Here is a 22,484-nt window from a genome sequence, read left to right on the forward strand (position 1 = left end):
AACCTTTAACTCTTTCATTTTTTCATTCTTTCACTATTTTTAGAGTAAAATTCCTCAATATTGTAAATAATAAACTTATCCTATTTCTAAAAATGCCTTAAACAAATGAATAAGGAGAGGAGTAAGTTTATGAAGGATGAGATTTTAAACAGTAGTAGAAGAAATGTGCTTACAGAGTTAAATGAAGCATTTAAGGGAATTGTCCATAATCATAGATATTTAAATAAACTTGTTAAGCATGGAGAAGATGTTATCTCTTCAGCTGAATGGTTGCTTGATAATATATATCTAATAGAAAAGGAATATAAGACAATCAAGTTTAATTTGCCAATTAATTATTTTAATAATCTACCTACTATGGATATTGAAGGAGTAAATTATCCAAGGGTTTATTCTTTGGCTAAAAATTACATTGAAAAGTGTCAAAATATAATTGAAGAAAGTGAACTAACAAAATTTATAAATGACCAAGGTGAAATATTTACAATAGGAGAGCTATGGGCATTTCCGTTAATGCTTAGAGTTGCACTTATAATTAATTTAGGTGTTATAACTAATGATATGGTAGTTCTTCAAAAGCAACGTCTAGGAGCAAAGGATTTAGCCAATACAGTTATAGATTCATATAGTAATGGGAAGCTAGATATATTACTTTCTAAGTTAGAAAGTAAATATCCATTGAAGGATGTGGAAGTTAATAAAGGTGAATTACAAAATAGTAATTATATGGGAGAGGATGAAAGTCTTCATGATGGATTATTTTCTCCAGAATTTATAGATAAGTTTTTCAATATCTTAAGAGATAATTCAATAGAAGATGAAAGAATATACAAGTTTGCTTTAGATAGATTAAAGGAAAAAGAAAATACAAGCTTCGAAAAAGAAATATTAAAGGATCATATAAAAGAGGGGAATATCGCAACAGCTATAGGAATAACTATAAATTCTTTGAGGGTGATGGATTCTATTAATTGGAAAGACTTTTTTGCTGAAACATCGGATATAGAAAAGATATTAAAACAAGATCCAGCAAATATTTACAATGATATGGATTTTGAAACGAAAGATTACTATAGGCATAAGATAGAAGAAATATCTAGAAAGACTAATATAAAAGAAATAGAATTAGTTAAAGTTGCATTAGAACTTAGTAGCTTACATTTAGGAAATAAAGATTTTTATAAGAGACATATAGGTTATTACTTAGTTGATGATGGTATAAATGACCTTTTAAAGAGATTTAATATAAATAAAAATATAGATAAAAGAATGTCAAAAGCAACCTATTTGTCGACTATATTTTTGGGAACAATACTAATAGATTTAGTAGTATTACTTTTAACATATTTAATACCACTGAATTTTAGTATAGGTCAATATATATTAGCATTTATTCTAATGATAATTCCTTCTAGTGAAGTGGTAATATCACTTCTAAATTGGTTTATAGCAAAAGTAACGCCTGTTAGCTTTATACCAAAGATGGATTATTCAGAAGGAGTGCCAGATAGTGAAAGAACTATTGTTGTAATACCTGCAATATTAAGCAATAGTAAAAGTGTAATTGAATTAATAAGCAAATTAGAAATATACTATTTAGCAAATAGAGATAAAAATATATTATTTGCTTTACTTGGAGATTTAAGTGATAGCAGTAATGAAAATGAGCCTCAAGATAAGGCTATAAATGATGAAGGAATAAGTTTTGTAAATAAGCTAAACAAGAAATATGCAAACGATGGAGAAGATAGATTTTTCTTTTTAAATAGAAAAAGATTATATAATGACTCAGAGGGAGTTTACATGGGCTACGAAAGAAAAAGAGGAAAGCTCATGGAATTTATGGCACTAATTAGAGGAAGTAAAAAAACTACTTATAATATAATAAGTAGCAATATAGAGCCATTAATAAGTGCAAAATACATAATTACATTAGATAGTGATACATTTTTACCTATAGGAAGTGCAAAGAAACTTATAGGGGCAATGGGACATATATTAAATACTCCATATATAGAAGATGAGGTTGTAGTTAGAGGATATAGCATAATGCAACCTAAAGTTGGGGTTAATTTAGAAGATAAGCATAAAACATATTTCTCAGAAATCTTTGCTGGAGATGCAGGAGTAGATGCTTATTCTACAGCTTCATCTGATACATATCAAGATTTATTTGGAGAAGGAATATTTACTGGAAAAGGTATAATAGAAATAGATACATTTTATAATGTATTAAAAGATGAAATACCAGAAAATAGAGTTTTATCCCATGACTTAATTGAAGGTATTTTAACAAGATGTGCATTAGTAACAGATGTTGAAGTTATAGATGGATATCCATCTAGTTATTTAGCTAGTGCTTTAAGACTTCATAGATGGGTAAGAGGAGATTGGCAGATAGGAAGCCTTGTTTTTTCAAAGAAGATATCAACAATATCTAAATGGAAGATTATTGATAATCTTAGAAGAAGTTTACTTGCACCAAGTTTATTGTTAGGACTTATTGCAATATTAACAGTGTTAAGCGGAGCAGTTCAAATATCAGTATTACTATTTTTAGCATTAATAACGCCATTAGTATTTACTGTAACTGATTTTGTTGTAACTCCTAAAAATAAACTTATGGGTACATTTAAAACTCTAAAGCAAATACTATTGATATTGAGTTTTACTCCATATCAAGCTTGGCTAATGTTTGATGCTATATTTAGAACAATTTATAGATTAGTTATATCTAAAAAGAATTTACTTCAATGGAAAACTGCTGATAGAGTTGAGAAGTCAGTCAAAAATACTTATATGTGGTACTATCAAAAAATGTGGATATCAGTAGGAATAGCTTTAGTAGTACTATTACTTAGTTTAGATAATTCTATAGAAATTTTAATAGCTACATTGTTAATATCTATTCTTTGGGCTATAGCACCTGCAATAGCATGCAGAATATCAAAAGAAGAAGTAGTTATAAAGGATAGATTAGAGTTAGAAGATGAAGAATTCTTAAGAGAAAGCAGCAGAAGAATATGGGCTTATTATGAAGACTTTGTTAATGAAGAAAATAATTATTTAGCTCCAGATAATTATCAAGAAAAGCCTTTTAAAGGAGTTGCTCACAGAACATCTCCAACTAATATTGGTATGGGTTTAATTACTAATTTAACTGCTTATGACTTAGGCTATATATCAATAGGGGAAGTTATTTTTAGATTAGAATCAATACTAGATGGAATGAGGGGATTAGAAAAGTATAATGGTCATTATTTAAATTGGTATGATACTAAAACGAAGGAAGCACTATGGCCTAGATATGTATCAACAGTAGATAGTGGAAACCTTTTAGGATACCTGTGGATAATTAAAGAAAGTATTAGAAGTATTACTAATGATCCTATAATTAGAGAAAAAGAAGTTTTAGCAATAAAAGATACATATAACTTAATCAGAAAAGATGAAAAAGAAGAATTTTATGATGGATTACCTGATGTTATAGATTTAAAAGATTATAAAAATATATTGTTAGATGAATTAAAAAGAATAAATGACAAATTAGAAAAAAATGAAGAAAATAGTGAGAAAGATAAAAAGGATAAAAGGGAATGTTACTGGTTAAAGAAGCTGAAAAGAGAAATAGAAACTAAAATAGATTTTTATGATTTTATATTTGATGGAATAGAAAAAATAGTCATAGATTCATTTAAAAGTTACAAAGCTCCAAGTCTATTGCAAATTATAGATTTGTTGGAAGATATAAAGAGTGCGTCAGGTGAAGAATTTAAAGAAATCTTGAATAAGAAGATAAATAAGTTAAAAGAATTTGATGAAAGACTTAAACTTTTAGCATCTGAAATAGATAGTATTATGGACGATATGGATTTTAAATTCTTATATAACAAGAATAGAGGTCTTTTTGCAATAGGATATAATGTTGAAGAAAAATCTTTAGGAAATTCTTATTATGATTTGATGGCATCGGAAGCAAGAATAGCATCATTCTTATCAATAGCAAGAAGTGAAGTTCCTAAGGAGCACTGGTATAACTTAAGTAGAAATATGACAAAAGCATTTGGTCAAAAGAGCTTAGTTTCTTGGAGTGGTACAATGTTTGAATACTTTATGCCATTCCAAATAATGAAGGATTTTAAGAATACAATTTGGGACTTAACGTATTCTTCAGTTGTAAATGCACAAAAGATATATGGAGAAAAGAAGAATATCCCATGGGGAATATCAGAATCGGCTTATTATGAATTTGATGTTGCCCAAAATTATCAATATAAAGCCTTTGGTGTACCTGGGATAGGTTTAAAGAGAGGACTTGAACAAGAAGTTGTAGTGTCACCTTATTCATCAATTATGACACTTCCATATGATAAAAAAGGATCAATAGAAAACCTTAGAAGGTTATATAATAATAAATCTTATGGAAGATATGGATTTATAGAAGCAATAGATTATAGTGAAGAAAAAGCTAAAGATGAAGCTAAAGAAGTAAGATGCTATATGGTTCACCACTTAGGGATGTCTCTTTTAGCTTTAGATAATGTTTTAAATAACAATATATTAAAAGAAAGATTTCATAGCATTCCAGAGATAAAAGCAGTAGAACTTTTATTAAAAGAAAAGATTCCTCAAAATATAACATTTGAAAGAGAAATTGATATAAGTAGTGTTAATAATAAAAAACTAGAAAAAGAAGACTTTATCCCAAGAATATTTAGAGGAAGCAAAAGAGAAAATCCAGAAGTTTTATTATTATCAAATGGCAGCTACTCTACAATGGTTACTGATAGTGGTAGTGGATATTCTAAAAAAGATGATATGACTATTTATAGATGGAAGGGAGACAGTACATCTGACTCCAGTGGAATGTTCTTTTATATAAAGAATTTAAATTCAAATGACTATTGGAGTGCTACTTATGAACCTTGTAAGGAAAGTAATGATGATTATGCAGTAGAGTTCACACTTGATAAAGCAAAATATGAAAGACAAGATGGAAGTATAAAAACTAGTTATGAAGTTACAGTAGCTTGTGAAGACAACTTGGAAATAAGAAAATTATCTTTAAAGAATACAGGTGAAAAACTAAGAACTTTAGAAATAACAAGTTATTTAGAAGTAACATTGCAATCCTTTGAAGGGGATGCGGTGCATCCAAGTTTCTCTAATTTATTTATAAGCACAGAATATGATGAAGAAACTAAAAGCTTAATTGGAAATAGAAGACCAAGAGCAGAAGGTGCAACTACTCATTATATATTCCATACAATAGCTACTAATTTTGATTTAGATGGTGATTTAACTTATGAAACATCAAGATTAAATTTTATAGGAAGAAATAGAAATTTAAAATCACCAGAAGTTATGGATAATGATGCTCCACTTCAAAATACAGTTGGAACAGTACTAGATCCTATAATGAGTATGAGAAGTAGAATTACTTTGAGTCCTGGAGAGGAAAAGCAGATATATTATTTAACAGGAGTTGGGGAATCTAAAGAAGAAGTATTAGAACTTATTAGAAGGTATAAGGAAGTTCCAATGATAGAAAAAAGTGCTAATGCTTATAATTACTCAAATCAATTAGAGCTTAAGCATATAGGAATTAGATCAGCTCAAGCAAATATATATCAAAGTTTAGCTTCATATATTTTATATTTACATAGCGGTAGAAAAAATAGAGAAACCTATATAAGAAATATAAGTATGAATCAAGAAAATTTATGGGCTTATGGAATATCCGGAGATTTACCTATTATACTATTAGTTATTGAAGGTGAAGATGATATAGATTTATTAAGGCAAGTTATTAATATGCACTATTATTTTAGAAATAAAGGAATAAAGTCAGATTTAATAATTTATAATGAAGAAGAAATATCATATGAAGAGCCACTTCAAAAGAATATTATATCAACAGTTAAAAATTCTGTTGAAAGAGAAAATATAAATAAATCAGGTGGTATCTTTATTCATAATAAATCAACTATGGGTGATGAAATTAAAAACTTTATTATTGGTATTTCTAAGCTATATATAAATTCACAAGAAGGAACTTTAGCTAATCAATTAATAGAAGCTGTAAATTATAATATTGACGAATATATAAATAACGAAGATATAGCTCCTATTAATAGAATAAAAGTAAATATAAATGAAAGTGATTATATAAAGAGTTTTGTAGATAAAGAAATAAATAATAATGATGAATTAGACAAATCAACACAAATAAATGAGATTAATGATGTTAATGAAGAAAAAGAGTATAAATTAGACGGATTAAGGAAAAATGAACTTAGAAATGAACATTTTAATGTTGGTGATTTAGATTTCTTTAATGGATATGGAGGATTTGATAAATCAGATAAAAGTTATGTTATAAGACTTAAAGATTATGAAAATACTCCAGCACCATGGATAAATGTAGTTTCTAATAAGGATTTTGGGTTCCATATATCCGAGGTGGGTTCAACTTATACCTGGTGTGGAAACAGTAGGGAAAACAAAATAACGCCTTGGAGCAATGACTGGGTAGTAGATCCAACAGGAGAAGCTTTATATATAAGAGATAATAGTAGTGGAGCATATTTTACAATAACTCCGATGCCAATAAGAGATGGTGGAGAATATATTATAAAACATAGTTTTGGATTCTCGACTTTTAAGCATACTGCATATAATATAAGGGGAGAAATGAAGGTATTTTGTCCTCAAGATGAAAAGATAAAATTATGTAAAATATCACTTAAGAATTTATCAAATGTAGATAAAAGTTTATCATTGTTCTATTATGCTCAGTTAGTACTTGGTGTATATAATTATGGAAGTGCTAAATATATAAGCACCCATGTCCAAGGCAAATATATATATGGTCAAAATCCTTATTCAAAATACTTTGGAAAATTAAAAGCTTATTTGTCTATTAATGGTGAAGAGAATCAAAGTTTTACTGGGGATAGAAAGAGTTTCTTAGGAGTTGGTGAGGATTTAAGTAGCCCTGATGCATTGTTGAAGGACAGCTTAAATAATGTGTCCGGAAGTATTTATGATCCTTGTTTAGCAGCTTCATTAGATATAGAGTTAAAAGTTGGTGAGGAAAAAGAGATTGTAATAATATTTGGTGAAGAAGAAAATGAAAAATTAATACAAGAAAAAATAAATAAATATAGTAATATAAAGAATGTTGATGAAGAATTAGAAAATGTAAAAGAATATTGGTCAAATTTCCTGGGAAATATACAAGTAAAGACACCAGATGCATCTATGGACTATATGTTAAATGGATGGCTTATGTATCAAACCTTAAGCTGTCGATATTTATCAAGAACAGCATTTTATCAAAGTGGTGGAGCATATGGATTTAGAGATCAACTTCAAGATTCTATGTCTATAGGTATATTAAATCCGACTATAACAAGGGAGCAAATTTTAAGAAGTGCGTCAAGGCAGTATCTTGAAGGTGATGTACAACATTGGTGGCATCCAGTAATTAATTCAGGTATAAGAACTAGATTTTCAGATGATTTATTATGGTTACCTTATGTAACTATTGAATATATAAAGTCTACAGGTGATTATAGTATTTTAGATGAAGAAGCTCCTTACCTAGAGGATGAACCATTAAGAAATGGAGAAGATGAAAGGTATACTATAGTAAATCAATCAAATAAAAAAGGAACCATATATGAACATTGTCTAAAAGCAATAGATAGAGGTTTAAAATTTGGAGAGCATAATATTCCTCTTATGGGTAGTGGTGACTGGAATGATGGAATGAGTACTGTAGGAAACAAGGGAAAAGGAGAAAGCGTCTGGGTTGGATGGTTCTTATATAAGATATTAGATGGCTTTAAAGAAATTTGTAATTATAAGAAAGATAATGAAAAGGAAGATGAATATAATACATTCCAAGAATTTATAATAGAAAACTTAGAGAAAAATGCTTGGGATGGAGGCTGGTACAGAAGAGCATACTTTGATGATGGTACGCCTTTAGGATCAAGAGAAAATGATGAATGTAAAATAGATTCATTATCTCAAAGCTGGTCAATTATTTCAAATGCAGCAAAATCAGCAAGAGCACAAGAAGCTATGGAAGCAGTTGATAGATATCTTGTAGATAAGGATAAAGGGCTTATAAAATTATTGGCCCCACCATTTGATAAATCTTCATTAGAGCCTGGATACATAAAGGGATATGTAGCAGGTGTTAGAGAAAATGGAGGGCAATACACACATGCAGCTGTATGGGTTATTTTAGCTTTAACTAAGCTTGGCTTAGGAGATAAGGCATGGAAATATTATAATATGATAAATCCTATAAATCATTCTAATACAGAACTTGAAGCAAGAAGCTATAAGGTAGAACCTTATGTAATGTCAGCTGATGTATATATAAAAGAACCTCATGGCGGAAGAGGTGGATGGAGCTGGTACACTGGGGCTTCAGGTTGGATGTATAAAGTAGGACTTGAAGATATATTAGGCTTAAAGAAAATAGAAGGAAAAGGCTATAAAATTGAACCATGTATTCCAGAAATGTGGAATGAATATGATATAAATATTAAAAATAATACAGAAGATTACAACATAAAAGTTAAACGTGGTGACAATAAAGGAATTATAATCAATGGAGAAAAAGCTAATAATGATTTAATTCCAAAAGATAAAGGAAGTCTTAATATAGAAGTCATAATATAAAAATTACGACCTAGAAATTACAGCAATAAAAAATTGTAATATAAAATTACAATGATAAAAAAAGCCATCTTACTGAAATATAAATATCAGTAAGATGGCTTTTTTATATATAGTTCATATATTTAGTTTAAAACTATTATGAGTGACAAAAACGAAACCACAATAATAGTAGTTATCAGAGCTAAAATATTTATAAACTTATTAGTTTTTTCCTTTAATAATTTTGCAAATAGATAGAAAACTCCTACACCAATAATCCCACCTAAAGTATTTCCAATAAGCTCAGTTATGTCAGTAGCTCCTATAGCAAATATATATTGTAGTATTTCAACTACTAAACTTGTAAAGAAAGCTGGCATAATCTTTTTTATAAAAGACCACTTAGGTTCTAACATACATATATATATACCAAAGGGTACAAAAATAAGGATATTTTTAATGATTTCATCTAACTGAATGTTTCCATTAACTATTAATGAACCTCCAAAAGGAATTAAATTAATGTCACGATAATTACCAACTTCAAATGTAAAATTGAATTTAAATAAAATAATCCATATTAATAATAAAAAATATAATGCAAATAATACTACGGTTAAATACTTATCTTTTATTTTCAAAAGTTTCATCTCCCATAATCAATATTGTCAATTGTAATTATAATTAGAAACTATTTATTTTTTCTTAACCTTATCTTAAATAATTCTTATACTTTTGCAATATTCTTATTATTTAATATAATATCTAAGAGCTTAGGTATTATTATCATATCTACAATTATAATACAAAGGTAAAATAAAATATAAAGTAGAGAAATTTAAAAATTAATGTACTTTAAAAATTTAGTGAGATTGTAAAATAAGAATTAGTTATGTATAATTTTAGTAATGAATAAGAAAATTAATAAAATAAGTATTGAAAATTTATTTTATATGTAGTTATTAAATTGTTTTATCGGTAGAATTAGGGGGAGAAGTATGAATGAATATAAAATGGGTGATGTGAAAAAAATAGCACTTATAGCCCATGATAACAGAAAGTCAGCTTTGATTGAATGGGTAGATGAAAATAAGGAAATATTAAGAAAGCATACACTTTGTGGGACTGGTACAACAGCTAAGCTAATTAGCGAAAAAACTGGATTAAATGTTTATGGATTTAAAAGTGGACCAATGGGAGGCGATCAACAAATTGGAGCTGCCATTGTAAATGGAGATATAGATATAATGATCTTCTTTTGGGATCCACTAACGTCACAACCGCATGATCCAGATGTTAAGGCCTTACTTAGGATAGCTGTATTATATGATGTAATAGTTGCAATGAGTAAATCTACAGCTGATTTTGTTTTAAGCTCTAATAAGCTTAATGAAGAATACGAGAAAAATGTGATAGATTATTATGGTAGAATACGAAAAGATAATTTCTAAGAAGGTGGAGATCTTAATGAATAAAACTAAAAAAGCTATCTTTGAATCAGCTATAAAGGTCTTTTCAAATTATGGCTATACAGGAGCAACAATGGATGAAGTTGTAGCTAGAGCAGGAGTCGCAAAAGGTAGCTTATATTATCATTTTAAAAGTAAAGAAGAACTCTTTATTTTTATAATTAAAGAAGGAATAAACCTTATAAATGAGGAAATAGACGAAGCAACAAGAGATATTAAAGATCCGTATGAAATAATAAAAGTTTCAGCAAAAGTTCAACTTAAGTATGTTTATGAAAATAAGGATTTATTTAAAGTAATAATTAGCCAACTTTGGGGAACTGGTGAAAGAAATAGTATGCTAAGAGAAGAAATAAAGAGTCTTATACAAAAAAGTTCACTTAAGTTTAAAGCTGTAATGGATGGGGGAGTTATAGAAAATGATGATCCTATGTTATTAAGCTATGGATTAATAGGTGTATTAGTTTCTTCTGCTCTTTATGAAATCTTAAATGAAGACAAATATGATCATGAGGAAGTAGTTGAGAAATTCATGAGGTATTTTGAGTATGGAATAAATGTAAAAAGATAATGAAATCGTTCTTTTATAAATTCAAATATGAATATAGCAAATTATAAATATTTAATAGATAGATAAATAAAAAGATTATTATTTAATTAAGCCAAAATAAATTAGTTGTATATAAATAGAGTTTGTTTTTATAAGAACATGTAAGGATAAAATAAGGATATTTAAGGAGAGAATATATGAGAGAAAAAGAAAAAATGCTTCAGGGTTTACCATATGATCCAAGTGATGAAGAATTAAAAAATGGAAGATTAAGAGCAAGAAAATTAACTAGATTATTTAATAATACTATAGAAACAGAACGAGATGAACGTAAAAAGATTTTAAAAGACCTTTTAGGATCTACAGGAGAAAATTTTTATATAGAGCCTAATTTTAAATGTGACTATGGATATAATATACATGTTGGAGATGGATTTTATGCTAATTTTGACTGCATAATGTTAGATGTATGTGAAATAAGAATAGGAAAGAATTGTTTTATTGCACCAGGAGTACATATTTATACAGCAACGCATCCAATAAATCCAAACGAAAGACTAAAATATGAATTTGGAAAAAGTGTAACTATAGGAGATAATGTTTGGATTGGTGGACATTCAACAATAAATCCAGGAGTAACTATAGGAAATAATGTAATTATAGCTTCAGGTTCAGTAGTTATAAAAGATGTACCAGATAATGTTGTAGTTGGTGGAAATCCAGCAAGGATAATAAAAATGTAGAGTAATTATAATTTAAATATCAATTTTTGTTAATTTAAAAAGTCATTTATAACTAAATTAAAAAGATAATTACTTTAGTTATATAGAAATAAATTCAAATAAGAAATTATTATATTTAAAAATAGAAATATAAAAAGATTAGATTTACATTAAATATATAAATCTAATCTTTTTATTTTTATTAAATAAAAGAGTATATGTTATATAGTATGCTTTTATTTAAAATAATTTAACAAATTTATTAAATAAATAAATAAATAAATAAATAAATAAATAAATAAATGCTTTCAAACTATGTTTCAAAATTTAGTGAAAAAATACAAATATATTTTCAAAAATTATATTGACTACTCAGTACAAAAGTAGTATAAATATATCATACTGATTGACTGACTACTCAGTACAAAAAATAAACAGAAGGTGATTGTATGAATTTCCTAAAGATTGCAGGGGAAGACATCAAGAGCATATTTAAAAACAGATTCATACGAGTATCAATAATTGCAATTATTGTAGTACCGCTATTATACTCATTATTATACTTATATGCTTTCTGGGATCCATATGCAAAACTTGAAGATGTCCACATTGCAGTAGTAAATAAAGACGAAGGGACCATCTTAGATGGAGCCAAAGTAAACTATGGTAAAGACGTGGAAGAAGAACTTAAGAGTAATAAAGAAATTGGATGGGAAATAACCTCAGAAGAAGAAGCAAATAAAGGCTTAGAGGGAAAAGAGTACTATGCAAAAGTAGTTATTCCAGAAGATTTTTCATCAAACGTAATATCAGCAAAAGAAGGTGAACCACAAGTAGCAAAAGTTGATTTTATATCAAATGATAAGAAAAACTTTTTAGCATCACAAATAAACTCAAAAGTAGAAGCAGAACTTAAAGCTAAGATTACTAAAAAAATATCTAGTAATTATGTGGAAGTAGCATTCGATAGTTTATATGAAGCTAAGGATGGATTAACTCAAGCTGCTGATGGAAGTAAACAAATTTATGATGGTCTAAGCACAATGAATGAAAAAGTACCAACATTAGTCGATGGGGCAAATAAACTAGGTGATGGATCAAGTCAATTATTAGATGGACAAGTAGCATTAAACGATGGTATAGGAACACTTATAGGTGGAGCTAAAGCATTAAATTCAGGTATTGGTCAAGTATATGAAAAAGTTCCTACATTAAGTGATGGAGTAAATGCATTAGCAAAAGGAACAGGAGATTTAAAGTCAGGAATTTCTGAAGCTTCATTAGGAGCAAACCAATTATCAGATGGAAGTAAAAATATATATAATGCTTACACAGGAAAAATATATCCAGTTATTGGTCAATTAAAAGCAGGAGTTAACGAACTAAATTCAGGATTGTCAGCAGGACAAGATGAAATAGCTAAGTTAAATGAGGGAGCAAAATTAATAACTGATGGTTCAGATCCTTTAGTAGCAGGATATTCTCAAATAAGTGATGGAATTAATAACTTAGTATTAGGAGCATCAGCTTCAACAAAGAAAACTGTAGAAATACAAGAGCTTTTAAATAAAGCATTAGCTACAGATAATACTAAGGATAAAGATGAGTTTATGAATCAAGCAATGGCAAAACTTCAAGAAATACAAGCTGATTCTGTAAAAAATCAACCAGAAGTTAAAAAGTTAATAGAAGGAAATGCTACACTTAAAACTAAATTAAGCGATTATGCAGAAGGATCAAAAAATTTAGCATCAGGAACTACTAGCTTAATTTCAAAAGTTGGAACTGTTAAAGATGGAGTTTCTAGATTAAACACAGGGTTAAATGGTTTATATGCTAATCTAGATCCTAATGCTAGTGAATTTGGATTAGGATTAAAGGCTATCTCAGATAATATGGGAAATTTAAATGCCGGATTAAATAAACTAAACGCAGGTGCATCACAATTAAATGATGGTACTAGTGCTTTAAAATCTAATATTCCAACATTAGCATCAGGCATAACAGCGCTTTACGATGGTTCAAATGAAATAGCCAATGGTTCTGTTAAACTTGCTGATGGTTCAAATCAATTAGTAAGTGGACAAAAAGCATTAAATGATGGTATATCAGAATTAACATCAAGTGTTCCAGAATTAAGTGATGGAGTTAAAAAGCTTTATGATGGAAGTAATGAATTAACAACTAAACTAAATGAAGGTGCAGATAAGATGAAAGAGGGTTTAGTAAATCCATCAAATACAATGGGTGAATTTGCATCAGAACCAATTAATATGAATTTTGATTCAATAAATAAGGTTCCAAACTATGGTACAGGATTTGCACCATACTTTATTCCACTTTCATTATGGATAGGCGCTATAATGATGTTCTTTGTAATACCAGCTAAGATAAAAGATGAAGAAAATTTATCTAAGTTTGATAGAGTAGTAGGCAAATATTTATCTTATGCATTTGTAGGTGTATTACAAGCTATTCTTGTAAGCATAGTAGTAATAATGCTTGGGTTAGAGACAAGCAATGTACTTGCATATATAGGAACTAATATTTTCTTATCATTGGTTTTTGTTTCAATTATTCAATGTTTAATTTCATTATTAGGGGATGCTGGAAGATTATTAGGTATAGTATTATTGATACTTCAACTTACTGCATGTGCAGGTACATTCCCATTAGAAGTAGTACCTAAATTCTTTAGAGTTATAAATCCATTTATGCCATTTACTTATGCAGTTGAAGCTTTAAGAGAAGTTATTTCTGCTGATGTAATTAATTATGGCGTAATAGGAAAAGATTTCTTAATTTTAGGATTAATACTAGTAGTATTTTTAGCTATTTCTGTAGCATTGAAAAATGTTGGTGAAAAAATAGCGGGAAAGATAGAAGGAAGAAAATCAGAAATAGTAGCCTAATGTTATTATAATTAAAATATTAATTTAAAGATAACGAATAGATATTGATATAGAAAAGATACTCATAAACGGATTTATGTTATATGAGTATCTTTTTTTATAATAAATATTATTACAATAGTTATAATTACTTAGTTGTCATATAAAACTTTCCTACATCTAATATATTTTTATATACTAATTATATTGAATAGATAATGAAATAAACTACTATATAAATTTATATAAAATAAATTAAAGTTAATTAATAAAAGTTGCATTCAAATTAATGTTGAATGATAACATTTATATAGAATAATATACTGCTGAAAAGTAATACTAAAGTTAAAGAGCTTTAATAAATAGTGTTTAGCTTTAGAATTATGGAGGTTTTAGTATGGATATTAATAAACAACTTTTAAATGGGACAATAGAGCAATATAACGATATGGTAGTTCCAAAGATACCAGTTTTTTCAGGAAATGATATAACTTCAGAAGTTTATTTTTTTGAGCCAGGTCAAGTTCTAAAAAAACATAGACATCCAAACGGAGAACAAATATTTATATTTTTAAAAGGCGAAGGAAAAATGAAAGTTGGAGAAAATGAATTTGATGTTAGTATAGGAAGCACAGTATTTATACCTACAGGAGAATGGCATGAAATTACAAATGGGAATAAAAAAAATATGACAGCAGTTCAAGTTACAAAAGTAGATGCAGGAGTAGAATATAAATAGTAAAAGTAAAAATAAATTTAAAATATTGATTTTATCTCAAAGTAATATAATGATATATAAATAATACTTATTAATCAGGAAATTCATATCAGATAAAAAAAGTATTAATTATATAATATTAAGAAGTATTTATATAAAATAGAGTAATAAATTCATTGCTCTATTTTTTATTTTAAATAAAAGGTATTATTTGTTAAGCTTATAAATTAAATAATTTAAGAGCTTAATATTAAGTTTATGAATTATATAATTTAATATTATTATATAAGAATATTATCCTTAAAAATAGGTTTTTTAGAACAATGATAATTACATACACATATTAGCATAACATCTATACATGTGATTTAAATATTAATACTATGGATATGTGTTTTAACAAATTGTTGTTTTTATAAATTGAAAGTATAAAAATAGTTATATAGAAATAAAGACTTATGTGTTAGTAACAATGAAAATTTATATCGCTATTAATTTGGAAGATTATAAAGAAATGAAGAGAGTATTACAGGAAATTTATAGGAGCTTATAGGGAGTCACTATAAAAACAATAAAAATAATAAAAACAATATAAACAATATAAATATATATAAAAGTAATATAAATTTAAACAATAATATACAAATTAATATTAAATTTCAATAGTGAAAATTGTTTAATACTATGAAACTTTTATAATAAATATAAGTTAGTAGATAAAAAATAGGCTATAAAATTTGTTTCAATTAATAATTGATTGTATAGTAAATTAATTAATAATTACCAATACAAGTATGTTGATATGATAATTTAAAAGTTGAGAAATCCTTGATTCTTAAATATGTAGTTTCAGAACTCAGTTTCCTGAATAAGAGAATTTGATTAGAGTTACCAAGAGAATGGTTAGATTTATAATCAAGAATATACCAGCTTAAATAGTTTTCTAAATATTTTGTTGCAACACCTTTAAACCTCTTAAGCCATCTATAAATGTTAAAAGAGAAACTATGGATATGAGGCAAGTCAGTATAGGAAAAAGTATTTTTAGTATTTAAATTTCCAAACTTAATTTCATTTAATTTATCTACTTTTGTTTTAGGGAGGGTAGAGTTATGCTTTTTAGCAAATGCAATTAAACATCTATCCCCAGAGGTAGCCAAAAAGGCTGATTTATCTAAATTAGGATAGAAGTTTTTTGATATTGATGCTAAAGAAATAGAATATCTACATATTGCTTTAGATAATATGTATTTGTTATTATCCATGGCGCAGATTATGAATATTTTTTCTTTGCTCATATTTTTAGCTTTTCTATCTCCTTTAAAGTTTTCCTTTATCATTATTTTAGTAGCTTCAACATAATCTTTTAAAATCTTGAAATTATTATTAGAAGCTTCTGCAACAAGTATTTTATGCCTCCAATAAAATGAGGTTGCAATATTTATTCCTAAAATGTGTGCACAAGACCTGATGGACATGCCGCTATTCATAAGGGATAAATATCTCATCCATAAGGTAATATTTTTCTTTGAGTAACTAAAAGGAGAATTAGTTTTTGCAGAAAATGTTTTAGAACAGTTTCTATTTTTACATTTATATCTTTGAATGTTTTTAAATTTTCCATTTTTAATAAAATTGCTATTTTGACAATAAGGACAAGAATTGATTTCTTTATTTTTAAATATGTCTATTGTGTTAAGATAATTTAAATGATCATTAATTGTGTTAAAGTTACTTTTAATAGTATTTTCTTTTACAGGATCATTGCTATATTCTATTAGAGGTTTAGTTTTACAGTCCATTTTAATCATCCTTAATAATATTATTATTTTCAATATTGAAATAGTATATTTTCTTTTAGGGGTATATAATATACATTTAAATTCTAGACAATTAAGTTATATATTAATCAATGAGAATTTAATAATATTTAAAAACAACACGTTTTTAAAACACATCTACATAGGGAAAAGTATGAAGTATGGAATAGAGTTAATTAGAGAGTTCGATGGCATGAATATATGGTAATTATTTTGTAACTTGAATAATTGTATATATCTTTTAAGGTATGATATATTATTTATAAATAATTAGTGAGAAATGTTAATAAAGAATATATAAATGTGTAAAAAATATAGAATAATGCAAAATGTAAAGTTTTTTATTAGATGAAAATATGAATTGCTTATGGATATATATTTATTTCATTATTAAATGTTATATGTCTTATATTTAATGAGTATATTTAATATCTTATAATTTATATTTTATGTTCTATAATTGGAGGATATATGAGAAAGATTTTAGTAGCAGAAGATGAGAAGCAAATAAGTAAAGTTATGAAATTATATCTTGAAAAAGAGGGGTACGAGGTTACTTTAGCTAATGATGGCAAAGTAGCAGAGGACTTAATTGAAAATAATATATATGATTTAGTTATATTAGATATAATGATGCCTAATAAGGATGGCTGGTACCTTTTAAAGAAAGTAAAATCTTTAAATAATAAAACACAGGTTATTATAACTAGTGCTAGAGGTGAAGAGGAAGATAGGATTTTTGGATTTGAGCTTGGAGCAGATGACTATATGGTAAAGCCTATAAGTATGAGAGAATTAATTTTAAGAGTTATGTTAAGGATTAATAGTAGTAAAAGTGAATATATGAAGGAAATTAGCTTTGGCAATTTAAGAGTAGATGATAATAATAGAAGAGTTTTTGAAAATGAGAAAGAAATAATTTTAACTCCTAAGGAGTATGATTTATTAATGTTTTTAATAAAAAATAAGAATAGGGTTTTTACAAGAGAAGATTTAATAACTAGAGTTTGGGGATATGATTTTTATGGAGACACTAGAACTGTAGATACTCATGTTAAAAAGCTTAGAGAAAAGTTAGACTTTTTTAGGGAAAACCTAAAGACTGTATGGAGGGTAGGCTATAGCCTTACTATAGAATAATGAATAAGATAAGTAAAAGAATAGTTAAGTATATGATATTAATGAATTTAGTAGTGGCGATAATTGGATTGATTTTAACATCATTTATTTTACCGAAAATTTACATAAATAATGAGTATATTGATTTGGAAGAAGCTAGTGAGTATGTTTTGGAAGCAGCAAAGAATAATACTGTTACAGATTTGGCAAATATATATGCTGTATTAATTAATAATGGGAAAGTTAAGAATATGTGTAAAGCTAATAATGGACATGAGCATATGGGGCAAATGGGTCAGATGGGCATGATGGGGCAAATGAATTCCATAGATTACGAGAGTATAGAAGGTAGGCAGGTTTTTAAGTCTAGTGATGGCAATACATATATAGGTCTTAAAAGGAATTCTAGTTATGGTGATATAGTGGTTTATAAAAGCTATGAAGGAACAAAATCATTAATAAAGAGTGTTAATTTAATAATGATATCAATATTTATATTTTCATTAATTATATCCACTTTTATAGCTATTTACCTTGGAGAAAAATTTACAAAGCCAATAATATCTTTACGAAAAAGAGCTAATGATATCTCTAAAGGAATATATGGTAGTAAGTTTGAAATTAATACGAAAGATGAGATTCAGGAATTAAATGATAGTATAGATAATATGGCTAATGAGCTTAAAATTAAAGACAATATGCAAAAGGAATTTATTGCAAATGTAAGTCATGACTTGAAAACTCCATTAAGTGTAATTAGAGCTAATAGTGAAGTTATAAAGGATGAGTTGGTTTCTGGTGAAGAAGTTGTTGAATATGCTTCTAGTATAATTGAAGAAGTTGATATGTTAACAGAACTTGTAGGAGAAATATTAGTTTTAACGAAACTAAGAGATAATAAAAAAATAATTAAGCCATTAGAGTATGAGATAAAGAAATTCATAAAAGAGAGCTATAATAAGTTAAGTAATTATTTAATTAAAGGGGGTTATGAAAATTATAGGTTACAACTTGAAATAGATAAAAAATTAGATAATAAGAATATCTTTACGACCATAGATAATAATTATTTATTTAGAGTAGTATCTAACTTTTTTATTAATGCTATAAAACATTCTGAAAGTAAGGATAAAATAGTATTTGGAATGAGAGAAGTAGAAAATAATATAGAAATATATATGAAGGATTATGGAAAGGGAATAGGGCCAGAATCTATTAAGTATATTTGGGATAGATATTATAAGGAAGATAAAAGTGGGGGAATGGGTTTAGGGTTAGCAATTTCTAAGGAGATAATATTAGCACATGGATTTAATTATGGAGTTGAAAGCAATATAGGAGAAGGAAGTAAATTTTATTTTATTATTCCTAAAACTTTAATAAAAGAAAAATAAGTTTTCACAAATTCATCACAAATTAATCATTAACTTATTAAAAGTAAAAGTTATTATATCTTTAAAGATATTTAATAAGTAAAGATAATTAATGAAAATACTTGCTTGTTAAAGAAATATTTATTTTATTAAAGTAATATTTGTTGGAGGTATAAGAACTATGAAAAAATTAATTTTATCGTTATCAATAATAGGTGCTATTACAATAGGGACAGGGGCTATAGCTTCTGCAACAGAGGAAAATAGTCCAAAAATAAATACTACAGGGGGAGCAGTAATAAGTGAATCAGAAAATTCTGATATAAATGAAGATTATAATATAAGTGATGATAAGAATTATTCTAGTTGGAGAAATCAAAATTGTCATTATTATGGTGAAGGATATCAAGGGAGAGAACAAAGAAACGAAGAAGGAAATGGATATGGATTTAACTCAGGAAATAGAGGTAGGGGATCTTGGGGAAGATCTGGGTCTATGATGAGATTCTAATATGGATGGCAAAAATAATAGGGGCTGTGTATCAAAATGCCCCTTATTTTGTTAAAGTTTAAATTGTGAAATTAATTCAAGAAGTTCTTGAGCTAACTGGGATTGTTTTTGCGCAGTATCGGAAATTGTTATTATTGCATTTGTAGTATCATTTATGCTATCTTTAACTGAATTTACATTTGCTGATGAGTTTTGTGTCATTGAGGCTACAGAATGAACAGCATTATTCAATTCATTCATTGTTGCTGAAACTTCTTCAGACATTGCAGCAATATCTTCACTCATTTCCTTTATAAATATTCCATCCTTCTCGTATTTATCACCAATTTTAATAAATCCCTTAAATTCTTTCATAATTTCATTATTCATAAATTGTAATAATTTATTGCTACTATCAGTTATATTATTAAAGGCTATTTGAACTTGCTTTATAGTATCTTTTACATTTTGTACTGATGAACGAGATTGTTCTGCTAGAGCTCTAACTTCTTCAGCCACTACTGCAAATCCTTTTCCTTGTTCACCAGCTCTAGCAGCTTCTATTGCTGCATTTAAAGCTAAAAGATTAGTTTGCTCAGCAATTTCTTCAATTGAGTTAGCCATATTAACTATTTCATGAACTATCTTTCCTTTTTCAATTGATACTTTTATATCGTTTTCAGCATCTTTATATAAGTTGCTTGTATTATCAATAACATATTCAGTATTTTGTTTAATATTAGTTGAACGTTTTTGAATTTTTTCAGAATTCATATTTCCATCATTAGCCTTTTCTGAAAGTACGTCTATACTAGAGCTTACTTCTAAAATTGAAGCTGATAATTCTTCAGTTATGGCACTAGTTTCTTGAATTGTACAATTAATGTCATTAGAAGATTCGTTTATCAAATCAAATTGACATGTTACTTCTTCTATTGATATAGCTAAATTTTCACATGAAGAGTTAACCATTTCAGTACTGTTTTTAACAGAATTTATTATATTCTTTAAGTTTTCTTGAGCTGTGTTTAGAGATTTACCAATAGCTCCAAATTCATCATTATAAGTAACATCTATAGATTCTGTTAAGTCATATTTTGCAATTCTATTAGATAAAGACATTATTTTCTTTAGTGATTTCGTAATTCTAATGGTAATTCTTGCTGATGATATTAAAATTATTAATATTGAAATTACTATTACAATTGAAGTAAGTTTTAATGAATTATTATAGATAGCTTTATTAGATACAATAGACTCTTGGGCCCACTTACTATTTAATTCCACCAATCTATCTATTTTTATAATAAAATATCCACGATTAGTATCTAAATCATATGCATAGTCGTTTGCTTCAGGAAATTTATTTTCTTTAACTAATGAAACTATTTTATTAGTTGTTTCTTCTAGTGCCTTTAATGAAGATACTATTTCATCAAATCTTTGTCTATCTTCTTCTTTGCTAATTGAATTACTATATAACTGTATAAGCTGTTCATTTCTTTGATCATTATAATAAATATTTTGCATCAATAATTTATTATTACTATCATCTCTACTTATAATTAATTGTTTACTGGCAAGATAGTTGTATGTGGAGTTTTCTGATAGTTCATTTATGTAAGTTATGCCTAAAGTATTATTAAAATAGAGCTTTTCAGATGCATCATTAATTTGCTTCATATTATAAAGTCCTAGTCTCCAAATAAATATTATTAAGACTATAGTTAATAGGAAACAGCTTATAAGCCTATTTGATATTTTATGTGCTCTCTTATTTTTAGTTTTTTTATGCCTTTTTATTTTTGTATTTTTTTGTAATTTAAATTTTTTTTCTTTATTTCTATTTTTAATTTCAAAAAAGTTTTTCATATGACCTCCCATAGATTCTAAATATAAATTGTTTTAAATAAATTATATAAAAATAAGAAAATAGACAACTACTTTAATTATCGGAAAATTTTCACAATAATTTAGTAGTTGTCCATTTAAATGTAATATTTGTTTATATTTTAATATAATTGATTTTTATTAGTATTTCTAGCAACTTGTTCTTTCTTAGTATATTCATAAAATGAGGTAGAGGTATTATTTGAAGTAACAGGAATCGCGAAACTTTTATTTTTCATTGGTGCTTTACCATCTGTTCTTTTTTTCTTATTGTTAGACATATTGTATCTCTCCTTTATAATAAATTTATTATTTTAAAAACTAGAGAAATATTAACATATAAATTATTTTCTTAGGGTATTATACAATTAATATAGTTTATTTATTTGGAGCGTTTGTATCAATTTCAAGATCTACTTCTGGTTGTTCTGTGTAATCAAACTCCATATAAGCAATATTATTTACAACTATATTATCTTCTACTGTGCTAGGTAATGGACTTGATGGTCCTTCTATTTTTCCATGACTCACTAAAGCGTGCTTTTCTGGAGCGTATCCAGTTCTCTCATTAGGTAAATAAATTTTTTTGTTGTTAGGTTTTGTTGGCATATTAATCCCTCCTTATACTTATATTATTTGAAATATGAAGTTTTTAATTCCTAGTATTATCTTCTAAAAATGCAAAAAGATTATTTGGGATTAAAATATAGTACTGAAAAATTTATTTGTAAAAACTTAAGTAATAATATGATAATATTATAGT

General features: G+C 26.9%; 14 protein-coding genes. 9 read left to right on the forward strand and 5 right to left on the reverse strand.

What is annotated here, in order from left to right; all coding sequences use genetic code 11:
* Nucleotides 1–129: 129 nt before the first annotated feature.
* Nucleotides 130–8,700, forward strand: coding sequence for a glucoamylase family protein (locus tag J7M87_RS10410; protein ID WP_291650992.1), 8,571 nt, complete (start codon nucleotides 130–132; stop codon nucleotides 8,698–8,700).
* Nucleotides 8,701–8,822: 122 nt separating this feature from the next.
* Here J7M87_RS10410 and J7M87_RS10415 read toward each other — a convergent pair whose 3' ends face one another.
* The gene (locus tag J7M87_RS10415) at nucleotides 8,823–9,329 is read right to left on the reverse strand and encodes a VanZ family protein (RefSeq protein WP_291650993.1); all 507 of its coding nucleotides are present in this window, start codon (nucleotides 9,327–9,329) and stop codon (nucleotides 8,823–8,825) included.
* Between the two features lie 348 nt (nucleotides 9,330–9,677).
* On the opposite strand from J7M87_RS10415, the gene J7M87_RS10420 reads away from it, so the two are divergent.
* From J7M87_RS10420 to J7M87_RS10440, 5 genes are all read left to right on the forward strand, one after another.
* A complete protein-coding gene (locus tag J7M87_RS10420) occupies nucleotides 9,678–10,130 on the forward strand; it encodes a methylglyoxal synthase (RefSeq protein ID WP_291650994.1) in 453 nt (150 codons plus the stop codon).
* A 16-nt stretch (nucleotides 10,131–10,146) separates the two neighbouring features.
* The gene (locus J7M87_RS10425) at nucleotides 10,147–10,719 is read left to right on the forward strand and encodes a TetR/AcrR family transcriptional regulator (RefSeq protein ID WP_291650995.1); all 573 of its coding nucleotides are present in this window, start codon (nucleotides 10,147–10,149) and stop codon (nucleotides 10,717–10,719) included.
* 176 nt (nucleotides 10,720–10,895) lie between these two features.
* A complete protein-coding gene (locus J7M87_RS10430; RefSeq protein WP_291650996.1) occupies nucleotides 10,896–11,441 on the forward strand; it encodes a sugar O-acetyltransferase in 546 nt (181 codons plus the stop codon).
* Between the two features lie 428 nt (nucleotides 11,442–11,869).
* A complete protein-coding gene (locus tag J7M87_RS10435; RefSeq protein ID WP_291650997.1) occupies nucleotides 11,870–14,332 on the forward strand; it encodes a YhgE/Pip domain-containing protein in 2,463 nt (820 codons plus the stop codon).
* Between the two features lie 376 nt (nucleotides 14,333–14,708).
* Complete coding sequence (locus J7M87_RS10440) at nucleotides 14,709–15,050, forward strand: cupin domain-containing protein (protein WP_291650998.1); 342 nt, start codon at nucleotides 14,709–14,711, stop codon at nucleotides 15,048–15,050.
* A 752-nt stretch (nucleotides 15,051–15,802) separates the two neighbouring features.
* On the opposite strand, the gene J7M87_RS10445 is transcribed toward J7M87_RS10440, so the two are convergent.
* Nucleotides 15,803–16,831, reverse strand: coding sequence for an IS1595 family transposase (locus tag J7M87_RS10445; protein WP_291650999.1), 1,029 nt, complete (start codon nucleotides 16,829–16,831; stop codon nucleotides 15,803–15,805).
* A 489-nt stretch (nucleotides 16,832–17,320) separates the two neighbouring features.
* Here J7M87_RS10445 and J7M87_RS10450 point away from each other — a divergent pair, with 489 nt between their 5' ends.
* From J7M87_RS10450 to J7M87_RS10460, 3 genes are all read left to right on the forward strand, one after another.
* Nucleotides 17,321–17,989 (forward strand): response regulator transcription factor, encoded by a 669-nt coding sequence (locus tag J7M87_RS10450; protein ID WP_291651000.1) that lies wholly within the window; start codon nucleotides 17,321–17,323, stop codon nucleotides 17,987–17,989.
* Entirely contained in the window at nucleotides 17,989–19,362 is a 1,374-nt protein-coding gene (locus J7M87_RS10455) for a HAMP domain-containing sensor histidine kinase (protein WP_291651001.1), read from the forward strand. Before J7M87_RS10450 ends, J7M87_RS10455 begins: the two co-directional genes overlap by 1 nt.
* A gap of 160 nt (nucleotides 19,363–19,522) precedes the next feature.
* Nucleotides 19,523–19,852, forward strand: a complete 330-nt coding sequence (locus tag J7M87_RS10460; RefSeq protein WP_291651002.1) for a hypothetical protein — start codon at nucleotides 19,523–19,525, stop codon at nucleotides 19,850–19,852.
* 51 nt (nucleotides 19,853–19,903) lie between these two features.
* Here the strand turns inward: J7M87_RS10460 and J7M87_RS10465 are convergent, their stop codons facing one another.
* The 3 genes from J7M87_RS10465 to J7M87_RS10475 form a co-directional block, all read right to left on the reverse strand.
* The gene (locus J7M87_RS10465; protein ID WP_291651003.1) at nucleotides 19,904–21,703 is read right to left on the reverse strand and encodes a methyl-accepting chemotaxis protein; all 1,800 of its coding nucleotides are present in this window, start codon (nucleotides 21,701–21,703) and stop codon (nucleotides 19,904–19,906) included.
* 140 nt (nucleotides 21,704–21,843) lie between these two features.
* Nucleotides 21,844–22,002: a hypothetical protein gene (locus J7M87_RS10470; protein ID WP_291651004.1), complete on the reverse strand. Its 159-nt coding sequence runs from the start codon at nucleotides 22,000–22,002 to the stop codon at nucleotides 21,844–21,846.
* Nucleotides 22,003–22,099: 97 nt separating this feature from the next.
* The gene (locus J7M87_RS10475; RefSeq protein WP_291651005.1) at nucleotides 22,100–22,330 is read right to left on the reverse strand and encodes a hypothetical protein; all 231 of its coding nucleotides are present in this window, start codon (nucleotides 22,328–22,330) and stop codon (nucleotides 22,100–22,102) included.
* Between the last annotated feature and the right edge of the window lie 154 nt (nucleotides 22,331–22,484).

It is taken from the genome of Clostridium sp. (assembly GCF_017888565.1).
GTDB lineage: Bacteria > Bacillota > Clostridia > Clostridiales > Clostridiaceae > Clostridium.

Excerpts from the sequence above, each read along its gene's own strand:
- J7M87_RS10410 (WP_291650992.1), top strand. The coding sequence starts at position 130 with ATGAAGGATGAGATTTTAAACAGTAGTAGAAGAAATGTGCTTACAGAG.
- J7M87_RS10415 (WP_291650993.1), bottom strand. The coding sequence starts at position 9,329 with ATGAAACTTTTGAAAATAAAAGATAAGTATTTAACCGTAGTATTATTT.
- J7M87_RS10420 (WP_291650994.1), top strand. The coding sequence starts at position 9,678 with ATGAATGAATATAAAATGGGTGATGTGAAAAAAATAGCACTTATAGCC.
- J7M87_RS10425 (WP_291650995.1), top strand. The coding sequence starts at position 10,147 with ATGAATAAAACTAAAAAAGCTATCTTTGAATCAGCTATAAAGGTCTTT.
- J7M87_RS10430 (WP_291650996.1), top strand. The coding sequence starts at position 10,896 with ATGAGAGAAAAAGAAAAAATGCTTCAGGGTTTACCATATGATCCAAGT.
- J7M87_RS10435 (WP_291650997.1), top strand. The coding sequence starts at position 11,870 with ATGAATTTCCTAAAGATTGCAGGGGAAGACATCAAGAGCATATTTAAA.
- J7M87_RS10440 (WP_291650998.1), top strand. The coding sequence starts at position 14,709 with ATGGATATTAATAAACAACTTTTAAATGGGACAATAGAGCAATATAAC.
- J7M87_RS10445 (WP_291650999.1), bottom strand. The coding sequence starts at position 16,831 with ATGGACTGTAAAACTAAACCTCTAATAGAATATAGCAATGATCCTGTA.
- J7M87_RS10450 (WP_291651000.1), top strand. The coding sequence starts at position 17,321 with ATGAGAAAGATTTTAGTAGCAGAAGATGAGAAGCAAATAAGTAAAGTT.
- J7M87_RS10455 (WP_291651001.1), top strand. The coding sequence starts at position 17,989 with ATGAATAAGATAAGTAAAAGAATAGTTAAGTATATGATATTAATGAAT.
- J7M87_RS10460 (WP_291651002.1), top strand. The coding sequence starts at position 19,523 with ATGAAAAAATTAATTTTATCGTTATCAATAATAGGTGCTATTACAATA.
- J7M87_RS10465 (WP_291651003.1), bottom strand. The coding sequence starts at position 21,703 with ATGAAAAACTTTTTTGAAATTAAAAATAGAAATAAAGAAAAAAAATTT.
- J7M87_RS10470 (WP_291651004.1), bottom strand. The coding sequence starts at position 22,002 with ATGTCTAACAATAAGAAAAAAAGAACAGATGGTAAAGCACCAATGAAA.
- J7M87_RS10475 (WP_291651005.1), bottom strand. The coding sequence starts at position 22,330 with ATGCCAACAAAACCTAACAACAAAAAAATTTATTTACCTAATGAGAGA.